This window comes from Tepidiphilus sp. J10, assembly GCF_006980785.1.
In the GTDB taxonomy this organism is placed as follows: domain Bacteria; phylum Pseudomonadota; class Gammaproteobacteria; order Burkholderiales; family Rhodocyclaceae; genus Tepidiphilus; species Tepidiphilus olei.
In genome coordinates this window covers 94,878-115,000 of record NZ_SBHP01000002.1, presented here as the reverse complement: position 1 = coordinate 115,000, position 20,123 = coordinate 94,878, and the positions used below count along the sequence as shown (strand labels likewise).

Genomic DNA, 20,123 nt, shown 5'->3' with positions numbered 1-20,123 from the left:
TCATCGATCGGCGACGGTGCCGTAACCCGCACCCCACTCACTGCCCGATCGTCAGGGTTTTCTGTAGCAAACTTCGTGCCGTATTGATGACCTCAACGTTGTTCTGGTACGAGCGCGAGGCGGAGATCATGTTGACCATCTCCTCGACCACGTTCACGTTGGGCATCTGCACATAGCCGTTCTCATCGGCCGCCGGGTTATTGGGTTCATAGACGAGACGCATCGGGGCGGCGCTTTGCACGATCTGGCTCACCTGCACGCCCTGGGCCTCGCCGTCACGGATGGGGATGGTGCGGAAGACCACCTGCTTGGCGCGGTAGGGCTGGCCGTCGGGGCCGACGACGCTCTCGGCGTTGGCGAGGTTGGAGGCGGTGGTGTTGAGGCGAACCGACTGCGCCGTGAGCGCCGAGCCCGCCACCTTGAACACGTCGAGCATTGCCATGACGATCTCCCTGCCCTGTCACTCACTGCCCGGTGATGGCGGTGCGCATCCCTTTGAGCAGCCGGTTGATGAAATTGAGACTCGCCTCGTAGTGAAACGCCGTCTCGGCGAAGGCCGTGCGTTCCTGGTCCATGTCGACGGTGTTGCCGTCGACGGACGACTGCACTTCGGTGCGGTAGCCCTCGTATTCGGTAAGCGGATCCTCGCCCCCGGCCGAGAGGTGCTTGGGGTCGGTTTTCTTGAGCCCCGGGGCGCTGCGGCTCGACTGGGCCTGGGTGAGGGCGGCGCGGAAATCGAGGTCGCGCGCCTTGTAACCGGGCGTGTCGGCGTTGGCGATGTTCGAGGCGATGAGCTGCTGCCTGCGGGCTTGCACTTCGAGCGCATGGCGCTGAAAAGCGAGGGCTTGTTCGAGTTTTTCCAACATGGTCATCCTCCGGTTTGGGACGACGGGTAATGAGCACTTTCCATGCCTGACAGGATAAGTCCCTGCCCGTCAAGGCAAAGGACGGAACATGCGGGATTCTTCCCGGCAAATTCGCGCTTGCCTGCCGGCAAGGATTGCCGGGCTTGCCGATCCGTGTTAGAACTTCGGCCCATGAACGCCGTCCGCCTTTTCGCCTTTTTCTTTTCCTTCGCCCTCGGGCTGTGTAGCCTTGCGGCCGAAGCGCGCCAGGAGCCGCAGGCAGTGGAGCAGACCGTACGGGCTTTCCTGCAGCAGGCGACGGCGGGGCTGCCGGGGCGGGTGCAGATCGAGGTCGATCCGTTCGACCCCTACAATCAGCTCCCTCCCTGCCGCCAGCTGCAGGCCTTCGTGCCGGAGAACGTGCGGCTGTGGGGACGGGTGGCGGTGGGCGTGCGCTGCACCGATCCTGCCCCCTGGACGGCTTATCTCACCGCCCGGGTCGCGGTGTTTGGCGCTTATTACCAGAGCGCCCGGCCGCTGCGCGCGGGGCAGATCCTCTCGCCCGACGATCTGCGCCGTGAAGAAGGAGAACTCACGGCGCTGCCGGAAGACGTGGTGCTCGATGCCTCCCGCGTGGTGGGCGCACGCCTGCGCGGCAGCCTCGCGGCCGGCCAACCCCTGCGCCAGAGCCAGATCGTGTTGCCCGACGTCGTCTCGCCGGGAATGGACGTCGTCGTCCGCGCCACTGGCCCGGGCTTCGTGGTGGAGAATCGCGGCAAGGCGCTCAATCGCGCCGCCCCGGGCGAGACGGTGCGGGTGCGGCTCGAGGGTGGGCGCGTCGTCTCGGGTCAAGCCCAACCAGATGGCTCGGTAGCGCTCGGCCCTTAGGGTGGCGAGCATCATCCACCGTACGGCGGCATCGTGCGATTCTGTGCGGAAAATGCTAAAGTTTTCTCATGACTTGCCGTTACCTCCCCCATCGACGCACCGGATTCAAAGAGGAAAGGCGATGAAGATCGGAACCCCCACGCCGCCCGTGACGGGAGGGGCGGAAGCCCTGAGGCCGAGCCCTGCCGGCGGCCATGCGCCCTCTGCCACGCCGCGTGCTGGCAGCACGAACGACTCGGTGGCCGTTTCACGCCTGGCGGATTTGCTGGCGCAGGGAGAACGTGCGATGGAAACCACTGCCGAAATCGACGCCACCCGCGTCCAGGAAATATCCCAGGCAATCCGCGACGGGCGCTTTCACATAGACCCCGAGCGCATCGCCGACGGCCTGCTTGCCGGCGTACGCGATTTCCTCATCCTAGAGAACCGATGAGCCTCTCTCCCACCGCCCTCGCCCTGCTCTCCCAACTGCTCGCGCAAGAAGAGCGTGCGCTCGAGCGTTTCCTCGCCGTACTCGAAGAGGAGCGCCGAGCCCTGCTCGCAGGTGAAGTCGAGGCGATCGCCTCGAGCGTGGAGCGTAAGAACGAGATTACCGAATCCTTGCAGAACTGCAGCCGGCAGAAACTGCTGCTGGCAGCAAAAAGCGCCGGCAAAACCGAGCAGGAGGCCGCCGCCGTGCTCCAGCAATGGATGCAGGAGCCCTCGCTCGCCCCCGTGTGGGAACGCATCCGAACGCTGGCCGAACGCTGCCGGCGCGCCAACCTCGAAAACGGCACCTTCATCCGCGAGCGGCTGGCGGTCAATCAGCAGGCGCTCGACGTGCTCCTCGGCGCCCAGGAGCGCCTCACCACCTACGACGCGCTCGGCACCACGCGCTTTCGTACCGCCACCCGCCGTCCGTTGGGGTCGGCCTGAACGCCCCGTCGTCGAAACGGGCATTTTCTGCCACAATGCAACCCGTTGGCCGATCGCCGGAGCCTCGCGTAATGATCACCGTCGTCTTCAACCAAAAAGGCGGGGTGGGCAAGTCCACCATCACCGTCAATCTCGCCGCCATCGCCGCCCGACGCGGGCTGCGCACCCTCGTGGTCGATCTCGACCCGCAGGCGAACACCACGCGCTACCTGCTGGGCGAAACCGCGGAAACCGCCGAACCGACGCTTGCCGAGTTTTTCGACCAGACGCTCAACTTCAAGCTCAACCCGAGGAGCACCGAGGAATTCGTCTTGCCCACGGCGCACGAGAATCTCGCCCTGCTCGCCGGTCACGGGGCGCTCGAAGAACTCCAGGGCAAGCTCGAATCCCGCTACAAAATCTTCAAGCTGCGCGAGGCCCTGCGCGAGCTCGCGGCGCAGTTCGACCGCATCTACATCGACACGCCGCCAGCGCTCAATTTCTACACCCGCTCGGCGCTCATCGCCGCCCGCTGGTGCCTCATCCCCTACGACTGCGACGAATTCGCCCGCCGAGCTCTCTTGCAACTCCTCGAAACGCTCGAGGAGGTCCGCGCCGACCACAACCCCGAACTGCAACTGGCAGGCATCGTGGTCAACCAGTTCCAGAGTCGCGCCACCTTGCCACGACAGGCGGTGGACGAACTCGCGGCCCAAGGTTTGCCCGTGCTCTCGCCCTATCTCTCGAGTTCGGTCAAGGTAAAAGAGTCGCACCAGAAGAGCTTGCCGCTCGTCGCGCTCGAACCCGGCCATCGGCTGGCACAGGAATTCGCCGCCCTCTTCGAGGCGATCGAAGCGCGCACCGCCGGCTAGAGAAACGCTGCCTAGAGCCGCTCGAGCGGCGCCACCGACAACAACAGCCGCTTGATGCCCACCTCGGGACCGAAGCGCACGCTCGCCTGCGCGTGCGCCCCGGCGCCTTCCACCGCCAGAATCACCCCCTCGCCGAAGCGCGGATGGCGCACCCGCTCGCCGCTGCGCCAGCCGTTGCCTGCCGTCGTCGCCGGCGCCGGAGCGGAAGCGCGCGATGGCGTGGGCTGGAGCACTTTCTGCTCACGACGCCTGGCGTTGAGCCACAGCAAGAGCTCCGCCGGGATCTCCTCGAGAAAACGCGAGGGTTGATGGTATTCGGTCTGCCCGTGCAGCATGCGGATGTCGGCCCAGGAGAGATAAAGGCGCTGGCGTGCCCGGGTCACCGCCACGTACATCAGCCGCCGCTCCTCTTCCACCCCGCCGTCGGCGTACAGGCTGTTCTGATGGGGAAAGAGCCCTTCCTCAAGCCCGGTGAGGAAGACGACGTCGAACTCCAGCCCCTTGGAGGCGTGCACCGTCATCAGCTGCACCGCTGCCCGGCCCGCCTCGGCCTGCTGTTCGCCGGATTCGAGCGCGGCGTGTTGCAGGAAGAGGGCGAGCATCTCGTGTCCCTGCGCCTCGATCCCCTCGCTCGCCATCTGGGCGACGAAATCGCTCGCCGCGCTCACGAGTTCGTCGAGGTTCTCCAACCGGTCGCTCCCGTCGCGCTCGGCGGCGTAGTGCGTGCGCAACCCCGAGCCGCCGATCACCCGCTCGACGAGCTCAGGCAATGGCGACTCGCGCGTCTGTTCGCGCAGGCGCTCGAGCAGCTGAAGGAATCCCTGCAAAGCCGCTCCCGCCCGGCCGGTGATGCGCGTGGCCGCCGCGCTGATGCCGGTTTCCTCGTCGCGCTGTGCCGCCAGCGCCTCCAGCGTGCGCGCCCCGATGCCGCGCGGCGGGAAGTTCACCACCCGCAGGAAGGCCGTCTCGTCGTCGGGCAGCAACAGCAACCTCAGGTAGGCGAGCGCGTGCTTGATCTCGGCGCGGTCGAAGAACCGCTGTCCGCCATGGACGCGATAGGGAATCCCGGCGGCAAGGAGCGCGTGTTCCAGCGCACGCGACTGGGCGTTCGCCCGATAGAGCACGGCGATCTGCTCGGCCGAGACGCCCTCGCGCAGCAGATTGCCGATCTCCTCGGCCACGAAACGGGCCTCGGCGCCGTCGTCGGGGGCCTGAAACACGCGGATCGGCTCACCCTCGCCCGCCTCGGTCCACAGGTTCTTGCCCAGACGCTCGCGGTTGTGGGCGATGATGGCGTTGGCCGCCGCAAGGATGTTGCCGTGCGAGCGGTAGTTGCGCTCCAGGCGGATCACCGCCTGCACGCGGAATTCCTGCTCGAAGCGCATCAGGTTGCGCGCGAGCGCCCCGCGAAAGCCGTAGATCGACTGGTCGTCGTCGCCTACGCAAAAGAGGAAGGCCCCGGCTTCGCCCGTGACCGGATCGGCGGCGAAGCGCTGCAGCCAGCGGTATTGCAGCGCGTTCGTGTCCTGGAATTCGTCGACCAGCACGTGCCGGAAGCGCGCGCGGTAATGCGCCCGCAGCGCCTCGTCGCGCGCGAGCAGCTCGTCGCTGCGCAGGAGCAATTCGGCGAAATCCACCACCCCTTCGCGCTGGCACTGCGCCTCGTACTCCTGCCACAGCGGCAAAAACCGCTCGGCGCGGCGCGACTCGGCTGCCACCTTGTCCGGGCGCAGTCCCTGCTCCTTGTGCGCGTTGATGAAGGAAAGCAGCTCGCGCGGCGGCGCCGTCTGCTCGGAGACGTTGAGCCGCTTGAGCAGGCGCTTGATGGCCGAAAGTTGGTCGGCCGTATCGAGGATTTGGAACATTTGCGGCAAACCGGCCGCCTCGTGATGGATGCGCAGCAGGCGGTTCGCCAGCGCGTGGAAGGTCCCCACCCACATGCGGCGCAGGCTCGGGCGCAGCGCCTCGGGCAAGAGCCCTGACAGGCGCGAGGCCATTTCGCGCGCCGCCTTGTTGGTGAAGGTCACCGCCATGATCTCGTGCGGCCCCGCCTCACCCGTCTCCAGCAGCCAGGCGATACGGCTCGTGAGCACGCGCGTTTTTCCCGAGCCAGCACCGGCCAGGATGAGGGCGTGCTGCGGCGGCAGGGTCACCGCCGCGCGCTGTTCTGGATTGAGTCCCTGCAAGACCTCGTGCATCGTGCGTCCTCCGGCTTCGTGCCGGTGTGATCTCTCGCCCCCGATTGTACCCTCCGCCGTCGAGGAGCAGGTCAGCGGAACTTTTGCTGCAGTGCAGCATCAAATTCGCAAAACGTCGCGACATTCGGCGTCGATTTAACCGAAAAATACGAAACGTTGTATGGCTGCAACAAAAAGTAAGTCCTACTTGCATTCCAACGTTCGGACCACGATAATGAAATCCTGTGTTGCGGCACAACATGCCGCCCAACGCAACCGTCGCCCACGAAGCGACAAGGAACTCGAGATGAAAGCGCCCAAACTTCTACCCTGGTTCGCCAAACAATATGGCCTGCCTGAAGCGCGTGCCCAAGCGCTATGGGCTGAGGCCCTGCGCCGTGCCACCTTGGCCACCGGCTATATCGGCTCCTCGCTCTACTGGCAAACCGCCTGGAACGAATTCCATCGGCTCGCTGAAGCCGAATCGCATCGTCTGCACCCGATCACTTCCTGGTTGCGCCTACAGCATCGCCTGATGACCATGCCACTGCGCGCCGCCACCGACCTGCTGCGCGCCAGCGAAAAAATGCTCGAACGCAGCCGCGCCGCCTGATCGAATCTTGTCTCCCTCCCTCTCCATCTCGATGGAGTTACGCCCGCCCAGTGCGGGCGTTTTTTTGCGCCTTTCATTCGGCGAAAGCGGGGAAATCCCCCGGCCGCACCGACACGCCCACCCTCTCTCCCAAAAGCGGCACCTCGTGGGCCAAGGCGAACACTTCCTCGCCGGAATCCAGCCGCAGCGTAAGCCGGCACTGCGCCCCTCGGAACAGGACATCCACCACGCACGCCTGCACGGTGGCGACCGCTTCGAGGCGCACGTCCTCCGGACGCAGCAGCACCTCGACGCTCGCCCCCGGCTCGACACGGCCGTCCCCTGCGAAGCGCACCGGTAAACGGCCCAGAGCGGTTTCGACTTCCCCCCCCTCGGAAACCCGTCCGCGCAGGAAAACGCCTTCACCGACGAAGCTCGCGGCGTATCGGGTAGCCGGCGCACGATAAAGCGCCTCGGGGCTCCCCCATTGCTCGATACGCCCTTCGTGCATCAGGCCGACGGCGTCGGCCATGGCGAACGCCTCGTGCTGATCGTGCGTCACCACCAGCGCCGTCATGCCACGATCGCGCAGCAAGGCGCGCACCTCATGCGCCAAGCGCGCGCGTAATGCCTCGTCGAGGCTGGAAAAGGGTTCGTCGAGCAGCAGCAACGCCGGCTGCGGCGCCAAGGCCCGGGCAAGCGCCGCTCGCTGCCGCTGACCGCCCGAGAGCTGATGGGGCCAGGCATCGGCCAAGGTGCTCAAGCCCACCACGTCCAGCATCTCCGCCACTCGGTTCGCCCGCGCCCGTCGATCCAAGCCCCGCAGACCAAAGGCGACGTTCTGGGCGATGGTGAGGTGTGGAAATAGGGCGTGATCTTGGAAAACCATACCGATGCGCCGTCGCTCTGGCGGCACGACCAGTCCGGGTCGCGTCACGGTCTGCTCGTCGATGCGGATCTCGCCTCGCTGAGGGGCTTCGAACCCGGCCACGCAGCGCAGCACCGTCGTCTTGCCGCAGCCGCTCGCGCCGAGCAGGGCGCCGATCTCCCCGGGCGCCAGGGAGAGCGACAAGTCGCGTACCACGACATGCGCGCCGTAAGCATGATGCAAACCGAGGATTTCGAGCGCCTTGGACACCAATGCCGTTTCCTGGGATAAAAAATTATCGATTCTCATTATAATATGAGCACCTCGAAAAGTCGCCATGCAGCCGCGCAGCAGGTCGATCGAGGTGCCCCCCATTTCCCCTCCTCATGCGGTGCTCATGCCTCGGTCTCTTTCCCTCTCCACCCTGCTCGTCACCCTACTGGCCTTGCTCGCCGTGGTGCCGCTTCTCAGCGTGCTCCTGCAGCTGCTACAGCCGAGCACCGGCGACGTCTGGGCCCATCTCGTGCGCACGGTGCTGCCGGACTACCTCGCCAATACTGCCTGGATCGCGCTGGGCGTGGCGCTGGGTACGACCGTCATCGGCGTGAGCTGCGCCTGGCTCACCGCCACGCACGAGTTCCCGGGACGTCGCCTGCTGGAGTGGGCGCTGATCCTGCCGTTCGCCATGCCGGCTTATGTGATGGCCTACGCCTACACCGATTTTCTCCAGGTGAGCGGCCCCCTACAAAGTGCGTTGCGCGAACTCACCGGCTGGAGCGTACGCGATTACTGGTTTCCGCCCATCCGCTCGCTCGGCGGCGCCGTGACCATTCTCGTGCTGGCGCTCTACCCTTATGTCTACCTGCTCGCACGCACAGCGTTCCTCGAACGCAGCCCGGCCATGCTCGAAGCCGCCCGTACGCTCGGAGCCTCTCCCTGGCGCACTTTTTGGCGGGTGAGTCTGCCGCTCGCCCGTCCGGCGATCGCCGCCGGCACGGCGCTCGCGCTCATGGAAGCGCTCGCCGATTACGGCACCGTGGCCTATTTCGGCATCCCGACCTTCACCACGGGTATTTTCCGCACGTGGTATTCACTGGGGGACCGGGTGGCGGCGGCCCAGCTCGCCTCGACGCTCGTCGGTTTCGTGCTCCTCTTGCTGTGGCTCGAGCAGGCAAGCCGACGGCGGGCGAAGTTCGACGGTGGCAGAGCGCACGCCGCCGCGCCGCGCACGCGGCTCGTCGGCTGGCGCGCCGCCCTGGCCGCCTGCGTCTGCGCTCTGCCGGTGGTGCTGGGCTTTCTGCTGCCCGCGATCCTCTTGCTGGCGATGAGCCTGCAGGAACCGTCCGTGGCCGTCGACCCGCGTTTCTGGCGCGCCGCCGGCAATAGCCTCCAGCTCGCCACCATGACCGCGCTCCTTGCCGTAGTGCTGGCGCTCCTGTTCGCTTACCACGCGCGGCTGAAACCGTCGCCGCTGGCGCGCCTGCTCAACCGGCTCGTGGGGCTGGGCTATGCCCTGCCGGGAGTGGTCATCGCCGTCGGCGTGCTCTTGCCGGCAGCCGCACTCGACAATCTGATCGCCACCTGGCTGCACCAGACCTTCGGCCTCTCACCGGGGCTACTCCTCACCGGCAGTCTCGCCGGCCTCGTCTATGCTTATCTGGTTCGTTTCCTCAGCACGGCACTGCATACGGTGGAAGCGGGGCTCGCGAAGATTCCTCGAGCGATGGACGAAGCCGCGCGCACACTCGGCAGCGGCCTGTGGCGCACCCTCGCCTGCATCCACGCGCCGCTGCTGACGAAGAGTCTCTTGACCGCAGCCCTGCTCGTCTTCGTCGACGTGATGAAGGAACTACCGGCCACGCTGGTGATGCGCCCATTCAACTTCGACACGCTCGCCACTCGGGTCCATACCCTGGCGGCCGACGAGCGCCTGGCCGAACTAGGACTGCCCTCGCTCACCCTCGTACTCGTCGCTCTCGGGCCGGTGCTGCTGGTGGCGCGGCAGATCACCCGTCATGGGCAAGCGCCCGCGCCCGGGAAAAAGCCTCTGCGCCGGGTCGATCCCGCCCCGGGCGCGGCATGAAAAAACGCCCGGATTCCAGACCGGGCGTTTCGCGAACGACGGTAGAGCTCGCCCTCAGCGCCAACCCACCTCGTCGAAAATTCTCTGTGCCAGAGGCTGGTTCTTACCCAGCACCTCCACCGGCAAGGGATCGATCTTGAATTCGCCCAGCGACGCGAGCACGCGGTTGCGATAGGCCACGTCGGGCACCGTAGGCCATTCGTTGTTGCCCACCGCGAAATAAACCTGCGCTTCCTCGCTCGCCAGATACTCGAGGAAACGGATCGCGGCTTCTTTGTGCGGCGCGGTGCGCACCATGCCTGCTCCGGAGATATTCACGTGGGTGCCGTTCCCGTCCTGGTCCGGCCACACCAGCGCCACTTTGCGCACCACGTTCAGGTCCCCGGGTTTGTCGGAAGCCAGGAGCCGCACATAGTAATAGTGGTTCACCAGCGCCACGTCACACTCGCCGGCGGCCACTGCCTTGATTTGGTCGGTATCCGACCCCTGAGGTGGACGGGCGAGATTGTCCTTCACCCCCTGCGCCCAGGCACGTGCCTTTTCCTCACCCCAGTGCTCGATGAGCGCCGCGAGCAAGGACAAGTTGTACACATTTCCCGAAGAGCGCACGCACACGCGTCCTTTCCATTTGGGGTCGGCCAGGTCGGCGTAACCTTTGATCTCGTCGCGCGACACCGCCGCCTTGTTGTAGACGATGACGCGAGCGCGATAGGAAAACCCGAACCATTTCCCTTCCGGATGACGGAAATGCGCCGGGATTCTCGCCTCCAGCAGCTCCGAGCGGATCGGCTCGAACAGCCCCATCTGCTCGGCGCGCCACAGCCGCCCCGCATCGACCGTGATGAGCACGTCGGCCGGGCTGTTCTCCCCCTCGGCCCGGATGCGCTCGATGAGCGGATCTTCCTGCCCCTCGATCAGATTCACCTTGATCCCGGTGACGGCCGTGAAGTTTTCGTAGAGACGGGTGTCGGTGGGGTAGTGCCGCGTCGAGTAGACGTTGACCACCGGTTCCTGGGCCTTCAGCGCTGGAGCGAACAAGGCTGCCGCCAGCACCGCCACCGTTGCGAACGTTCGTTTCATGGGACCTCCTCGATCGACAAGAAATGATAATTACTATCTTTTTCATTATACACGAAGTCACTCGACGCAAGCGCCGTGCACCCCGCGGCGACTCCCCGCTCTTTGCCCCGCCTCCATCAAACCGGCTATACTTCTCTTTTCGTTCGCGCCACCTACCATCCCATCATGCAAGAAAAATACGATCCGTTGGCCGTCGAGCGTGCAGCTCAGCACTACTGGGACGAACACCAGAGTTTCAAGGCGGTCGAAGACCCCTCGCGCCCGAAGTACTATTGCCTGTCCATGTTCCCCTACCCTTCGGGGAAACTGCACATGGGGCACGTGCGCAACTACTCCATCGGCGACGTGCTCGCCCGCTACCACCGCATGCGCGGCGAAAACGTGCTCCAGCCCATGGGCTGGGACGCCTTCGGCATGCCGGCCGAAAACGCCGCCATCCAGAACGGCATCCCGCCGGCCCAGTGGACCTACAGCAACATCGCCTACATGAAGCGCCAGCTGCAGCGGCTGGGTTTCGGCATCGACTGGTCGCGCGAGTTCGCCACCTGCCGCCCCGAGTACTACCGCTGGGAACAGTGGGTCTTCCGGCGCCTGTATGAAAAGGGCCTCATCTATCGCAAGCTCGGACTGGTGAACTGGGATCCGGTCGACCAGACCGTGCTCGCCAACGAGCAGGTGATCGACGGGCGAGGATGGCGTTCCGGGGCGCTGGTGGAGAAGCGCGAAATCCCCATGTACTATATGCGCATCACCGCCTATGCCGACGAGCTGCTCGACGCCTTGAACGAGCTCCCCGGTTGGCCCGAGCAGGTCAAGCGCATGCAAGCCAACTGGATCGGACGTTCGGAAGGGGCCGAAGTCGTCTTCCCTTACGACGAAGAAAGCATCGGCGAAGCCGGCAGCCTGCGCGTCTTCACCACCCGCGTCGACACCCTCTATGGTGCCACCTACGTGGCCGTGGCCGCCGAACATCCGCTGGCGCTCGCCGCCGCCCAACGCGATCCGGAATTGGCCGCCTTCATCGAAGAGTGCCGGCGCGGGGCCGTGGCCGAAGCCGAGATCGCCACGATGGAGAAGAAAGGCCGCCCGACCGGTTGTTACGTACGGCACCCCCTCACCGGCGAGAAGCTCCCCGTCTGGGTGGCCAACTACGTGCTGATGGGCTACGGTGAGGGCGCGGTGATGGCCGTGCCGGCCCACGACGAGCGCGACTTCGCCTTCGCCCAGAAGTACGGCCTGCCGATCAAGCAGGTGATCCGCCCGGCGGGCAAAGACCTCGACGTCGACCCGCACGGCCCCTGGCGCGAAGAGTACGCCGAGCTCGGCCTCCTCGTCGCCTCCGGCCCTTACACCGGCATGCGCTCGGAAGAAGCCAAGGAAGCGATCACGGCGGCGCTCGCCGAGAAAGGGCTCGGCGCCAAGCGCGTGCAGTACCGGCTGCGCGACTGGGGTATCTCACGCCAGCGCTACTGGGGCTGCCCCATCCCCATCGTTCATTGCGCCGATTGCGGCGACGTGCCGGTGCCCGACGAACAGCTGCCGGTGGTGTTGCCGGAGAACGTCGCCCTCACCGGCCGCGGCTCGCCGCTCGCGCAGATGCCCGAATTCTACGAGACCACCTGTCCGCGCTGCGGCAAACCGGCCCGGCGCGAAACCGACACGATGGACACCTTCGTCGAATCGAGCTGGTACTTCCTGCGCTTTTGCTGCGCCGACAACCACCAAGCCATGCTCGATGAGCGGGTCGAGTACTGGATGCCGGTCGATCAGTACATCGGCGGCATCGAGCACGCCATCCTGCACCTGCTCTATTCCCGTTTCTTCACCCGGGCGCTGCGCGACCTCGGACTCGTCGGATTCTCCGAACCCTTCACGCGCCTCCTCACCCAAGGGATGGTGGTGGCCGAGACCTACTACCGCCTCACGGCCGAGGGCAGGAAAGAGTGGATCAACCCCGCCGACGTGCTCGTGGAGCGCGACGCCAAGGGGCGCATCGTCGCCGCCCGGCTCAAGACCGACGGCCAGCCGGTGCAGATCGGCGGCATCGAAAAGATGTCGAAATCCAAAAACAACGGCGTCGATCCGCAGGCGCTCATCGACCGCTACGGCGCCGACACGGCGCGCTTCTTCATCATCTTCGCCGCACCGCCCGAAGCCCAGCTCGAATGGTCCGACTCCGGCGTCGAGGGCGCCCACCGCTTCCTGCGCCGCGTCTGGGCCTTCGGCCACAAATACCGTCGCGAGCTGCAGCCGCTGCTCGCTTCGGCCCCGGCCGTGAGCGCGCTTCCCGCCGCCTTGGCCGCCGCCCGCTGCGAGCTGCACACCATCCTGCAGCAGGCCAACCACGACATGGGCAAACAGCAGCTCAATACCGTCGCCTCGGCCACGATGAAGATGTTGAACGTCCTCGAACGCCTGCCCGAAGCCGACCCTGCCGCGCAAGCGCGACTCGCCGAAGAAGGGTTCTCCATCCTGCTGCGCGTGCTCGCCCCCATCGCGCCACACCTCGTGCACGTCTTGTGGCGCGAATGCGGCTTCGGCGAAGACGTGCTCGACGCCCCCTGGCCCGAGCCGGATCCCGCAGCGTTGCAGCGCAGCGAAGTGGAGCTCGTGCTGCAGGTGAACGGCAAGACCCGCGGCAAGATCGTCGTGCCTGCCGAAGCCGACCAGGCGGCGATCGAAGCAGCGGCGCTGCAGGCCGCGGCGCATCACCTCGATGGACGCACGCCCAAGCGCGTCGTCGTCGTTCCCGCTCGCCTCGTCAATCTCGTGGTGTGAGGAAATCCCGATGGCCGAGCCAACGCTTCGTTCCGCCTACCGACGCCGCCTGCTGCTCGCGGCCGCAGCCGGGGCACTGCTCGCCGGCTGCGGTTTTCGGCCACGGGGCATAGCCGGACTCGGTGCACCCACCGTGCACATCAACACAGCCCGTAACAGCGCTCTGGGGCGCGTGATCGAGCGCCGGCTCTCGGGTAGTGAAACACGCTGGGTCGAGCCGACCGAAGCGGCCGAGATCCGCCTCGACATCCTCTCGTACCGCGAAGAGCGCGACATCCTCTCCCTCACCCCCGACGGCAAGGTGCGCGAATACCAAATCCGGGCCCAGCTGCGCTTTCGCGCGCTGGACAAAGAAGGCGAGGAGATCGTTCCGGCCACCACGCTCACGGCCGAGCGCGATTACGGATACAGCGACGATGAAGTCACCGCGCGCGAGAAAGAAGAGGTCTTGCTCTACGCCGACATGCGCCAGCAACTCGTCGACCAAATGTTCCTCATGATCGGTCGCACGCTCGCCAAGCGAAAATGAAACTACCGCTCGAACGGCTCACCCGCCACCTCGAACGCCAAACGCTGGAGCCCGTGTGGGCGGTCTACGGCGACGAGCCGCTCCTCGTGCTCGAGGCCACCGACGCCGTTCGCGCCCGCGCCCGTGCGCTCGGCTTCGACGAGCGACTCGTCTTCACCGTCGAGCCCGGTTTTTCCTGGGAACGCCTCGCCCAGGAAAGCGACAGCCTTTCGCTCTTCGCCTCCCGCCGGCTCATCGAATTGCGGCTGCCCCAAGGCAAGCCGGGAACGGAAGGCGCCGCCTGGCTCGGCGAACGGGTGAAAAACCCCTTGCCTGAGACGATTCTTCTCGTCACGCTGGGCGAGCTCGACTGGCAGGCGCGCAAGAGCGCCTGGTTCACCGCTCTCGAGCGGCACGCCGTGGTCGTGGAAGCGAACGCCCCGCCGCGCGAGCGGCTTCCCGAGTGGTGGCGCGAACGGCTCGCCCGCCAGCGGCAGAGCGCCTCGCCGGAATTGCTGCGCCTGCTCGCCGAACGCACGGAAGGAAATCTCCTCGCCGCGCGTCAGGAACTGGAAAAACTCGCCCTGCTCTTCCCCGAGGGGCCGCTGCCGGAAGAAGAAGTGTGCACCGCCGTCTTCGATCTCGCCCGCTACGATCCCGAGGCGCTGCGCCAAGCCCTGCTCGAGGGCGACGCGGTGCGGGCCTTGCGACTGCTGCGTACCCTCACCGCCGAGGGCTGCGCTGCGCCGCTCCTCGTCTGGGCGATCGCCGCGGCACTGCGGCTCATCGCCGGGGCCCAGGAAACGCTCGACCGTCGCGCGCCACTCGAAGCCTTCTTTCGACAGGAACGCGTGTTCCGCCCCGAAGAAAAACGCGCGATCGAGCGCAGCGCCCGGCGCTGCCCGCCCCTGCGTGCCGCGCTCACCGCCTGTGCCCGGCTCGATCGCATCGCCAAGGGCGCCGAACCCGGCGATTTCACCGCAGAGGCCGAACGACTCTTCCTCTCGCTGGGCACGGCTTTGCCCCGTGGCCGCGCCGCCTGATCCCATCCGCCCAATGGAGTAAGCCCCGATGGAACTCGACCGCTACCTCGCCGACCTCGGCCGTGCCGCCCGCCAAGCCGCCCGCGCCATGGCCAAGGCCTCGACCCAGGCGAAGAACGCCGCGCTGCTCGCCGCCGCCGAGGCGCTGCGACGCCACCGCGACGACGTGCTCGCGGCCAACGCCGCCGATCTCGCCGCCGCCCGCGAGGCGGGACTCTCCCCTGCGCTCATCGACCGCCTCACCCTGAGCGAGAAAGGGCTGGAGACGATGGCCGAAGGCGTAGCCCAGGTCGCGGCGCTGCCCGATCCCGTGGGCGAGATCGACGAAGTCAAGCGCCGCCCCAGCGGCATCCAGGTCGGCAAGATGCGCGTGCCCCTGGGCGTGATCGGCATCATCTACGAAGCGCGCCCCAACGTCACGGCCGATGCCGCCGCCTTGTGCCTCAAGTCCGGCAACGCCGCCATCCTGCGCGGCGGCAAAGAAGCCCTGCAGAGCAACCAGGCGATCGCCCGCTGCATCCGCGCCGGGCTCGAAGCGGCCGGGCTGCCGCTCGCCGCCGTGCAGCTCGTCGAGACCACCGATCGCGCCCTCGTCTCCCGCCTCGTCGCTTCGCCCGAAGTAGTCGATGTCATCGTCCCGCGCGGCGGCAAGGGACTCATCGAAGCCGTGATGAAAGATGCCCGCGTGCCGGTCATCAAACACCTCGACGGCAACTGCCACGTCTATATCCACGCCGCCGCCGACCCGGCCAAGGTGCTGCCCATCGTCGAAAACGCCAAGACGCACCGCTACGGCGTATGCAACGCCGCCGAGACGCTGCTGATCGACGAGGCGGTGGCCGAACGCCATCTCCCCGAGATCGGGCGCATGTTCGCCGGGCATGGCGTCCAGATGCGCTGCTGTCCCCGCACCCTCACCCTTTTGCAGCGCCACGGCCTACCCACGGAGTTGCTCAAAGCCGCCACCGAAGACGACTGGCGCGAAGAATACCTCGCTCCCATCATCGCCATTCGCCTCGTCGCCGACCTCGACGAGGCGATCGAGCACATCGAGCGCTACGGCTCGAAGCACACCGACGCCATCCTCACCGAAGACTACGGCGCCGCGATGCGATTCCTGCGCGAAGTCGACTCCGCCTCGGTGATGGTCAACGCCTCCACGCGCTTCGCCGACGGTTTCGAATACGGGCTCGGCGCCGAGATCGGCATCTCCACCGACAAGATCCACGCCCGCGGCCCGGTCGGGCTCGAGGGCCTCACCAGCCAGAAATGGATCGTGCTCGGACAAGGCGAGATCCGACGCTGAACGAGGCAGCCGAGCGGCTCGCGCCGGCGCTGGAAGCCTCGCTCGATGCCTTCGTGCAGACTCTTTGGCTCGAAGAAGGGCTCGCGCCGGCCACACTCGCCGCCTACCGCAGCGACCTCACCCGATTCTTCCTCTGGGCCCAGCGCGCCGGGCTCGACCCGCGCGCAGCCCAAGGCGCCGAGCTCCTCTCCTATCTCGCCGATTTCAGCCGTCACAACAAGGCCACCAGCCAACGACGGCTACTCGCGAGCTGGCGGCGCTACTACCGCTGGCTGCTGCGCGAAGGCCTGATCACTCGAGATCCCACCGCCACCCTGCAGCCCCCGCTGCTGCCACCGCGCCGCCCCAAGACGCTCACCGAAACGGACGTAGAGCGCCTGCTCGCCGCCCCCGACGTCACCACACCACTCGGGCTGCGCGACAAGGCGATGCTCGAAGTGCTCTATGCCACGGGCCTGCGCGTGAGCGAACTCGTGGGCTTGCAGACGCACCAGATCGAGCGCAACGAAGGCTGGCTGCGCGTGCTCGGCAAAGGCAGCAAAGAGCGGCTCGTTCCTCTGGGTGAAGAAGCCGCCTCATGGATCGAACGCTATTGGCAGGAATCGCGCCCCGTGCTTCTCAATGGAAAGCGGGAAGAAACTCTTTTTCTCAACCGCCGCGGCGAAGCCATGACGCGGCAACGCTGCTGGCAGATCATCAAAGAACATGCCATTCGCTGTGGCATCGCTCCCGATCGCCTTTCCCCGCACACCTTACGCCACGCCTTTGCCACCCATTTGCTCGATCACGGCGCCGACCTTCGCGCCGTGCAATTGCTTCTGGGACACGCCGACATTTCCACCACGCAAATCTACACCCACATCGCCCGCGCCCGCCTGGAAGCCCTTTATCGCCGCCATCACCCCCGCGCATAAAAAGACGGTTTCAAAACAGAAAAAATTGGCTACAATGAGCACTTCTTCCACTCCATTAGAAAAACATCATGGATCTCACCTCGCTCACGATCGACGAACTGGAACAACTCAAGAAAGACATCGAACACGAATTCGAACGGCGCCGCCGTGAAGCCCGGGCGCAGTTCAAAGCCCGTGTGGCCCAGCTCGCCAAAGAAATGGGCATCTCACTCGACGAAGCCCTGGGTCTGCTCAAAGGCGAGAAAAGAGAACGGGATTCGAGCAAGAAACCGCCGAAATACCGTCACCCCACGAATCCCGACATCACCTGGAACGGCCATGGCCGAGCCCCGAAATGGTTCAAGGAATGGACCGATTCCGGCCGCTCTTCCGAAGAACTCGAGATCAAATGATCGCCCGAGGGAAGCTCGCCCCCGCCGAGCGGCCGTAGCGCAAGCCGCTCGGAGCGCAGGGTGCCAGGCCTATCTCATGGATAGGCGAACATCCAAAGCGCGCAGTGCAGTCGGCTGCGCGGCGGTTCATTCGAGCTTCCCAATGGCGCTTTCTTGCGCTTTACCCTTGCCATTTTCCCGCTGGCGTTCGAGCAGGATTCCCACATTCTTCACCTCGGCGCGCACGCCAACCTTGGCAATTTTCATCCTCACCCAAGCAGGCTCGAACTCCGCGAAAAGCATCTCTACAAGATGCTCCCCCAAGCGCTCGAGCAAGCGGAAATACTGCCCCTCCACTTCCGCCTTCACCCGGTCGATCACCCGGGCGTAATCGATCGTCGTCGCCAATTCATCGCTTCGCCCGGCCTCTGAGTCCAAGCCGAGCTGCAAATCGATCACCAAGGTCTGATGCGCCGCCTGTTCCCTCGCATAAACGCCCACCCGCGCCTCGACGCGCAAGCCCTCGATGAAGATGCTGTCCATTTTTTCTCCCTTCTTCGCTCCGGCCAAAGCTGGAGTAAACTAAAATATGGGGCAGCTCGAAGAACCGTCGCGAGCGGCTGCAGGGCAAGGCGCCCGGAGCACAGGATGCGAGACACATCACCCAGATAGGCGAGCATCCGAGCACCGGAAAACGCCACCGCGCAGTAAGTCATTCGAGCTGCCCCAAAATACTTTTACCTGGATCACCGCACGATGCCCCAGATCCTGCTGTTCATCTTGCTCGGCTACGCGATCGGCTCGATCCCCTTCGCCATCGTCGCAAGCCGCCTCTTCCGCCTGCCCGATCCGCGCTCCTACGGCTCCGGCAACCCCGGCGCCACCAACGTGCTGCGCACGGGAAACAAAGCCGCGGCCCTCTTCACGCTCGCGGGCGATGCCGCCAAAGGCTGGTTCGCCGTCTGGCTCGTCCAACGGCTCGGGGCGGATGCCACGACCGCCGCGCTCGCCGGGCTCGCCGCCTTTCTCGGGCACGTCTATAGCCTCTTCCTGCGTTTTCGCGGAGGCAAAGGCGTAGCCACGGCCCTTGGCGTGCTCGCCGGCCTGCAACCGACGCTCGCCCTTGCCGTTGCCGGCATTTGGCTCGTCGTCGCCTTCGTCACCCGCTACTCGTCACTCGCCGCCCTCACCGCCGCTGCCGGCGCTCCTTTCCTCGCCCTGCTGCTCGGCCTGACGCGCGAAGTCGTCTTCGTGATCGGCGCCATGTCGGCCGTCCTCTTCTGGCGACACCGCGTGAACATCCGCCAGCTGCTCAATGGCACCGAGCCCAAATTCCGTCGCGCGCGGCCGCAGCCAAAACCCCCGGCCGATCAACCTTGACGCAATCCTTCCAGCGCCCACCGAGGATGCACCTCGATGCGCCGATCCCATTTCACGCGAGCCCCCGCTTCCAGCCGTAGTGCCGCCGCGAAAGCGATCATCGCCCCGTTGTCGGTGCACAGCGCCACGTCCGGGTAGAACACCGCGAACCCCTGCTCCGCCCCGGCCTCGGCCAGCGCTTCGCGCAGACGACGGTTCGCCCCAACCCCACCGGCCACGACGACCCGCGGCAGACCCGTGGCACGCACCGCCGCCATCGTCTTCGCCACCAGCACCTCGACCACCGCCTGCTGAAAAGAAGCCGCCAGATCAGCCGCATACTCCGCTCGCCAGTCCGGCGCCCCCACTTTCAGCGCCACGGCGGTCTTCAGGCCGCTGAAGCTGAAATCGAGCGTCGGCGCATGCAGCAAGGGACGCGGCAAGGCAAAGCGCGCGGGATCTCCCTGCTCGGCGAGCGCCGCCAGCGCCGGCCCACCCGGATAGCCCAGACCCAGCAGCTTCGCCGTCTTGTCGAACGCCTCCCCGGCCGCGTCGTCGATCGTCTCGCCCAACAGGCGATAATCGCCCACCGCCCGCACCGCCATCAACTGCGTATGCCCACCCGAGACGAGCAAGGCGAGGAAAGGAAATTCCGGCCGCGGCTCGGCCAGCAGCGGCGAGAGCAGGTGCCCTTCGAGGTGGTGCACCGGCAAAGTCGGTCGATCCAGCGCCAACGCCAGACTCTCGGCGAAGCTCGCTCCCACCAGCAAAGCGCCTGCCAGCCCTGGCCCCGCCGTGTACGCGACGACGTCGAGCTCCGTCCAGTCCCTCGCCCCTTCCGACATCACCTCGCGCACCAACGCCGGCAAGCGGCGCACGTGGTCGCGCGAAGCCAACTCCGGCACCACGCCACCATAGGTGGCATGCATTCGTGCCTGCGTGTGCAAGCGATGCGCGAGCAACCCGCGCGACGTATCGTAGAGCGCCACGCCCGTCTCGTCGCACGAAGATTCGATCCCGAGGATATGCACGCTCGATCCTCACGCAAAAGCGGAAATTGTACCGTCGTTCGCCTCGTGCGCGAAAATTACCTTGTCAGCCATTCCGTCAACCTCTATAATTCATGTTTTCGCATCATTCATTCGCATCGAGGATCGAAATGCCCGGTATCCGTGTCAAGGAAAACGAACCCGTCGAAGTCGCCGTGCGCCGGTTCAAGCGCACCGTCGAGAAAGCCGGTATCCTCACCGAGCTGCGCAAGCGGGAGTTCTACGAAAAGCCCACCGCCGAGCGCAAGCGCAAGCGCGCTGCCGCCATCAAGCGCTACCAGAAACGCCTGCGCAGCCAGATGCTGCCGCCCAAGTTGTACTGATCCCGGTATGGGGCGGCATATCGTCGTCCCTTCCCCTTCATGCCGTGACCCCGTACTCCTTGCAGCAGGGATTCCTCGAAGACCCAGCACGCGGTCGCGGATCGCCATTCTGCGTCGGTGAGCCTACGTTCGCCCGTCGCGCCCACTCCTCTCTGCCAGTTCCTGCGGCGAGG

At 65.9% G+C, this 20,123-nt stretch carries 21 protein-coding genes; 14 read left to right on the top strand and 7 right to left on the bottom strand.

The genetic code is table 11. The features are described 5' to 3' along the window. Positions 1 to 37: 37 nt before the first annotated feature. Positions 38 to 442, bottom strand: a complete 405-nt coding sequence (gene flgC / locus EPD81_RS05175; RefSeq protein ID WP_142804387.1) for a flagellar basal body rod protein FlgC — start codon at positions 440 to 442, stop codon at positions 38 to 40. 22 nt (positions 443 to 464) lie between these two features. Next, positions 465 to 866 (bottom strand): flagellar basal body rod protein FlgB, encoded by a 402-nt coding sequence (gene flgB, locus EPD81_RS05170; protein ID WP_142804386.1) that lies wholly within the window; start codon positions 864 to 866, stop codon positions 465 to 467. 171 nt (positions 867 to 1,037) lie between these two features. Between flgB and flgA the strand changes: the two genes are divergently transcribed. The 4 genes from flgA to EPD81_RS05150 all read left to right on the top strand — a co-directional run bounded on the left by flgA (position 1,038) and on the right by EPD81_RS05150 (position 3,499). Beyond that, a complete protein-coding gene (gene flgA, locus EPD81_RS05165) occupies positions 1,038 to 1,733 on the top strand; it encodes a flagellar basal body P-ring formation chaperone FlgA (protein WP_142804385.1) in 696 nt (231 codons plus the stop codon). A gap of 121 nt (positions 1,734 to 1,854) precedes the next feature. Beyond that, positions 1,855 to 2,166, top strand: a complete 312-nt coding sequence (flgM, locus tag EPD81_RS05160; protein ID WP_142804384.1) for a flagellar biosynthesis anti-sigma factor FlgM — start codon at positions 1,855 to 1,857, stop codon at positions 2,164 to 2,166. Further along, positions 2,163 to 2,648 (top strand): flagella synthesis protein FlgN, encoded by a 486-nt coding sequence (locus tag EPD81_RS05155; RefSeq protein WP_142804383.1) that lies wholly within the window; start codon positions 2,163 to 2,165, stop codon positions 2,646 to 2,648. The genes flgM and EPD81_RS05155 overlap by 4 nt, the downstream gene beginning before the upstream one ends. Before the next feature lie 71 nt (positions 2,649 to 2,719). Further along, positions 2,720 to 3,499, top strand: a complete 780-nt coding sequence (locus EPD81_RS05150) for a ParA family protein (protein ID WP_142804382.1) — start codon at positions 2,720 to 2,722, stop codon at positions 3,497 to 3,499. An 11-nt stretch (positions 3,500 to 3,510) separates the two neighbouring features. On the opposite strand, the gene EPD81_RS05145 is transcribed toward EPD81_RS05150, so the two are convergent. Further along, positions 3,511 to 5,697, bottom strand: a complete 2,187-nt coding sequence (locus EPD81_RS05145; protein ID WP_142804381.1) for a UvrD-helicase domain-containing protein — start codon at positions 5,695 to 5,697, stop codon at positions 3,511 to 3,513. Positions 5,698 to 5,983: 286 nt separating this feature from the next. Between EPD81_RS05145 and EPD81_RS05140 the strand changes: the two genes are divergently transcribed. After that, on the top strand, positions 5,984 to 6,289 hold the full coding sequence (locus tag EPD81_RS05140; RefSeq protein WP_142804380.1) for a hypothetical protein: 306 nt from the start codon (positions 5,984 to 5,986) through the stop codon (positions 6,287 to 6,289). Between the two features lie 73 nt (positions 6,290 to 6,362). Here EPD81_RS05140 and EPD81_RS05135 read toward each other — a convergent pair whose 3' ends face one another. Beyond that, positions 6,363 to 7,406 (bottom strand): ABC transporter ATP-binding protein, encoded by a 1,044-nt coding sequence (locus EPD81_RS05135; RefSeq protein WP_221929225.1) that lies wholly within the window; start codon positions 7,404 to 7,406, stop codon positions 6,363 to 6,365. 127 nt (positions 7,407 to 7,533) lie between these two features. Between EPD81_RS05135 and EPD81_RS05130 the strand changes: the two genes are divergently transcribed. After that, a complete protein-coding gene (locus EPD81_RS05130; protein ID WP_142804379.1) occupies positions 7,534 to 9,219 on the top strand; it encodes an iron ABC transporter permease in 1,686 nt (561 codons plus the stop codon). Between the two features lie 54 nt (positions 9,220 to 9,273). Here the strand turns inward: EPD81_RS05130 and EPD81_RS05125 are convergent, their stop codons facing one another. After that, positions 9,274 to 10,299, bottom strand: coding sequence for a Fe(3+) ABC transporter substrate-binding protein (locus tag EPD81_RS05125; protein WP_142804378.1), 1,026 nt, complete (start codon positions 10,297 to 10,299; stop codon positions 9,274 to 9,276). Positions 10,300 to 10,464: 165 nt separating this feature from the next. On the opposite strand from EPD81_RS05125, the gene leuS reads away from it, so the two are divergent. The 6 genes from leuS (at position 10,465) to EPD81_RS05095 (ending at position 17,240) form a co-directional block, all read left to right on the top strand. Next, positions 10,465 to 13,077 carry a leucine--tRNA ligase gene (gene leuS, locus EPD81_RS05120; protein WP_142804377.1) on the top strand — a complete coding sequence of 871 codons (2,613 nt, stop codon included), beginning with the start codon at positions 10,465 to 10,467 and terminating at the stop codon, positions 13,075 to 13,077. A gap of 10 nt (positions 13,078 to 13,087) precedes the next feature. Next, positions 13,088 to 13,606, top strand: a complete 519-nt coding sequence (gene lptE, locus EPD81_RS05115) for an LPS assembly lipoprotein LptE (RefSeq protein WP_185955362.1) — start codon at positions 13,088 to 13,090, stop codon at positions 13,604 to 13,606. Continuing rightward, complete coding sequence (gene holA, locus EPD81_RS05110; protein ID WP_142804375.1) at positions 13,603 to 14,628, top strand: DNA polymerase III subunit delta; 1,026 nt, start codon at positions 13,603 to 13,605, stop codon at positions 14,626 to 14,628. The genes lptE and holA overlap by 4 nt, the downstream gene beginning before the upstream one ends. 28 nt (positions 14,629 to 14,656) lie before the next feature. Beyond that, positions 14,657 to 15,934, top strand: a complete 1,278-nt coding sequence (locus tag EPD81_RS05105) for a glutamate-5-semialdehyde dehydrogenase (RefSeq protein WP_142804374.1) — start codon at positions 14,657 to 14,659, stop codon at positions 15,932 to 15,934. After that, positions 15,898 to 16,848, top strand: a complete 951-nt coding sequence (xerD, locus tag EPD81_RS05100) for a site-specific tyrosine recombinase XerD (protein WP_142804373.1) — start codon at positions 15,898 to 15,900, stop codon at positions 16,846 to 16,848. Before EPD81_RS05105 ends, xerD begins: the two co-directional genes overlap by 37 nt. 68 nt (positions 16,849 to 16,916) lie before the next feature. Beyond that, positions 16,917 to 17,240 carry an H-NS family nucleoid-associated regulatory protein gene (locus EPD81_RS05095; RefSeq protein ID WP_142804372.1) on the top strand — a complete coding sequence of 108 codons (324 nt, stop codon included), beginning with the start codon at positions 16,917 to 16,919 and terminating at the stop codon, positions 17,238 to 17,240. A gap of 126 nt (positions 17,241 to 17,366) precedes the next feature. Here EPD81_RS05095 and folB read toward each other — a convergent pair whose 3' ends face one another. After that, positions 17,367 to 17,762, bottom strand: a complete 396-nt coding sequence (gene folB, locus EPD81_RS05090) for a dihydroneopterin aldolase (RefSeq protein ID WP_142804371.1) — start codon at positions 17,760 to 17,762, stop codon at positions 17,367 to 17,369. 213 nt (positions 17,763 to 17,975) lie between these two features. On the opposite strand from folB, the gene plsY reads away from it, so the two are divergent. After that, positions 17,976 to 18,599, top strand: coding sequence for a glycerol-3-phosphate 1-O-acyltransferase PlsY (plsY, locus tag EPD81_RS05085; RefSeq protein WP_142804370.1), 624 nt, complete (start codon positions 17,976 to 17,978; stop codon positions 18,597 to 18,599). On the opposite strand, the gene tsaD is transcribed toward plsY, so the two are convergent. Beyond that, entirely contained in the window at positions 18,590 to 19,609 is a 1,020-nt protein-coding gene (gene tsaD, locus EPD81_RS05080; protein ID WP_142804369.1) for a tRNA (adenosine(37)-N6)-threonylcarbamoyltransferase complex transferase subunit TsaD, read from the bottom strand. The genes plsY and tsaD overlap by 10 nt on opposite strands. 128 nt (positions 19,610 to 19,737) lie before the next feature. Between tsaD and rpsU the strand changes: the two genes are divergently transcribed. Continuing rightward, positions 19,738 to 19,950: a 30S ribosomal protein S21 gene (gene rpsU / locus EPD81_RS05075; RefSeq protein WP_142804368.1), complete on the top strand. Its 213-nt coding sequence runs from the start codon at positions 19,738 to 19,740 to the stop codon at positions 19,948 to 19,950. Positions 19,951 to 20,123 lie beyond the last annotated feature (173 nt).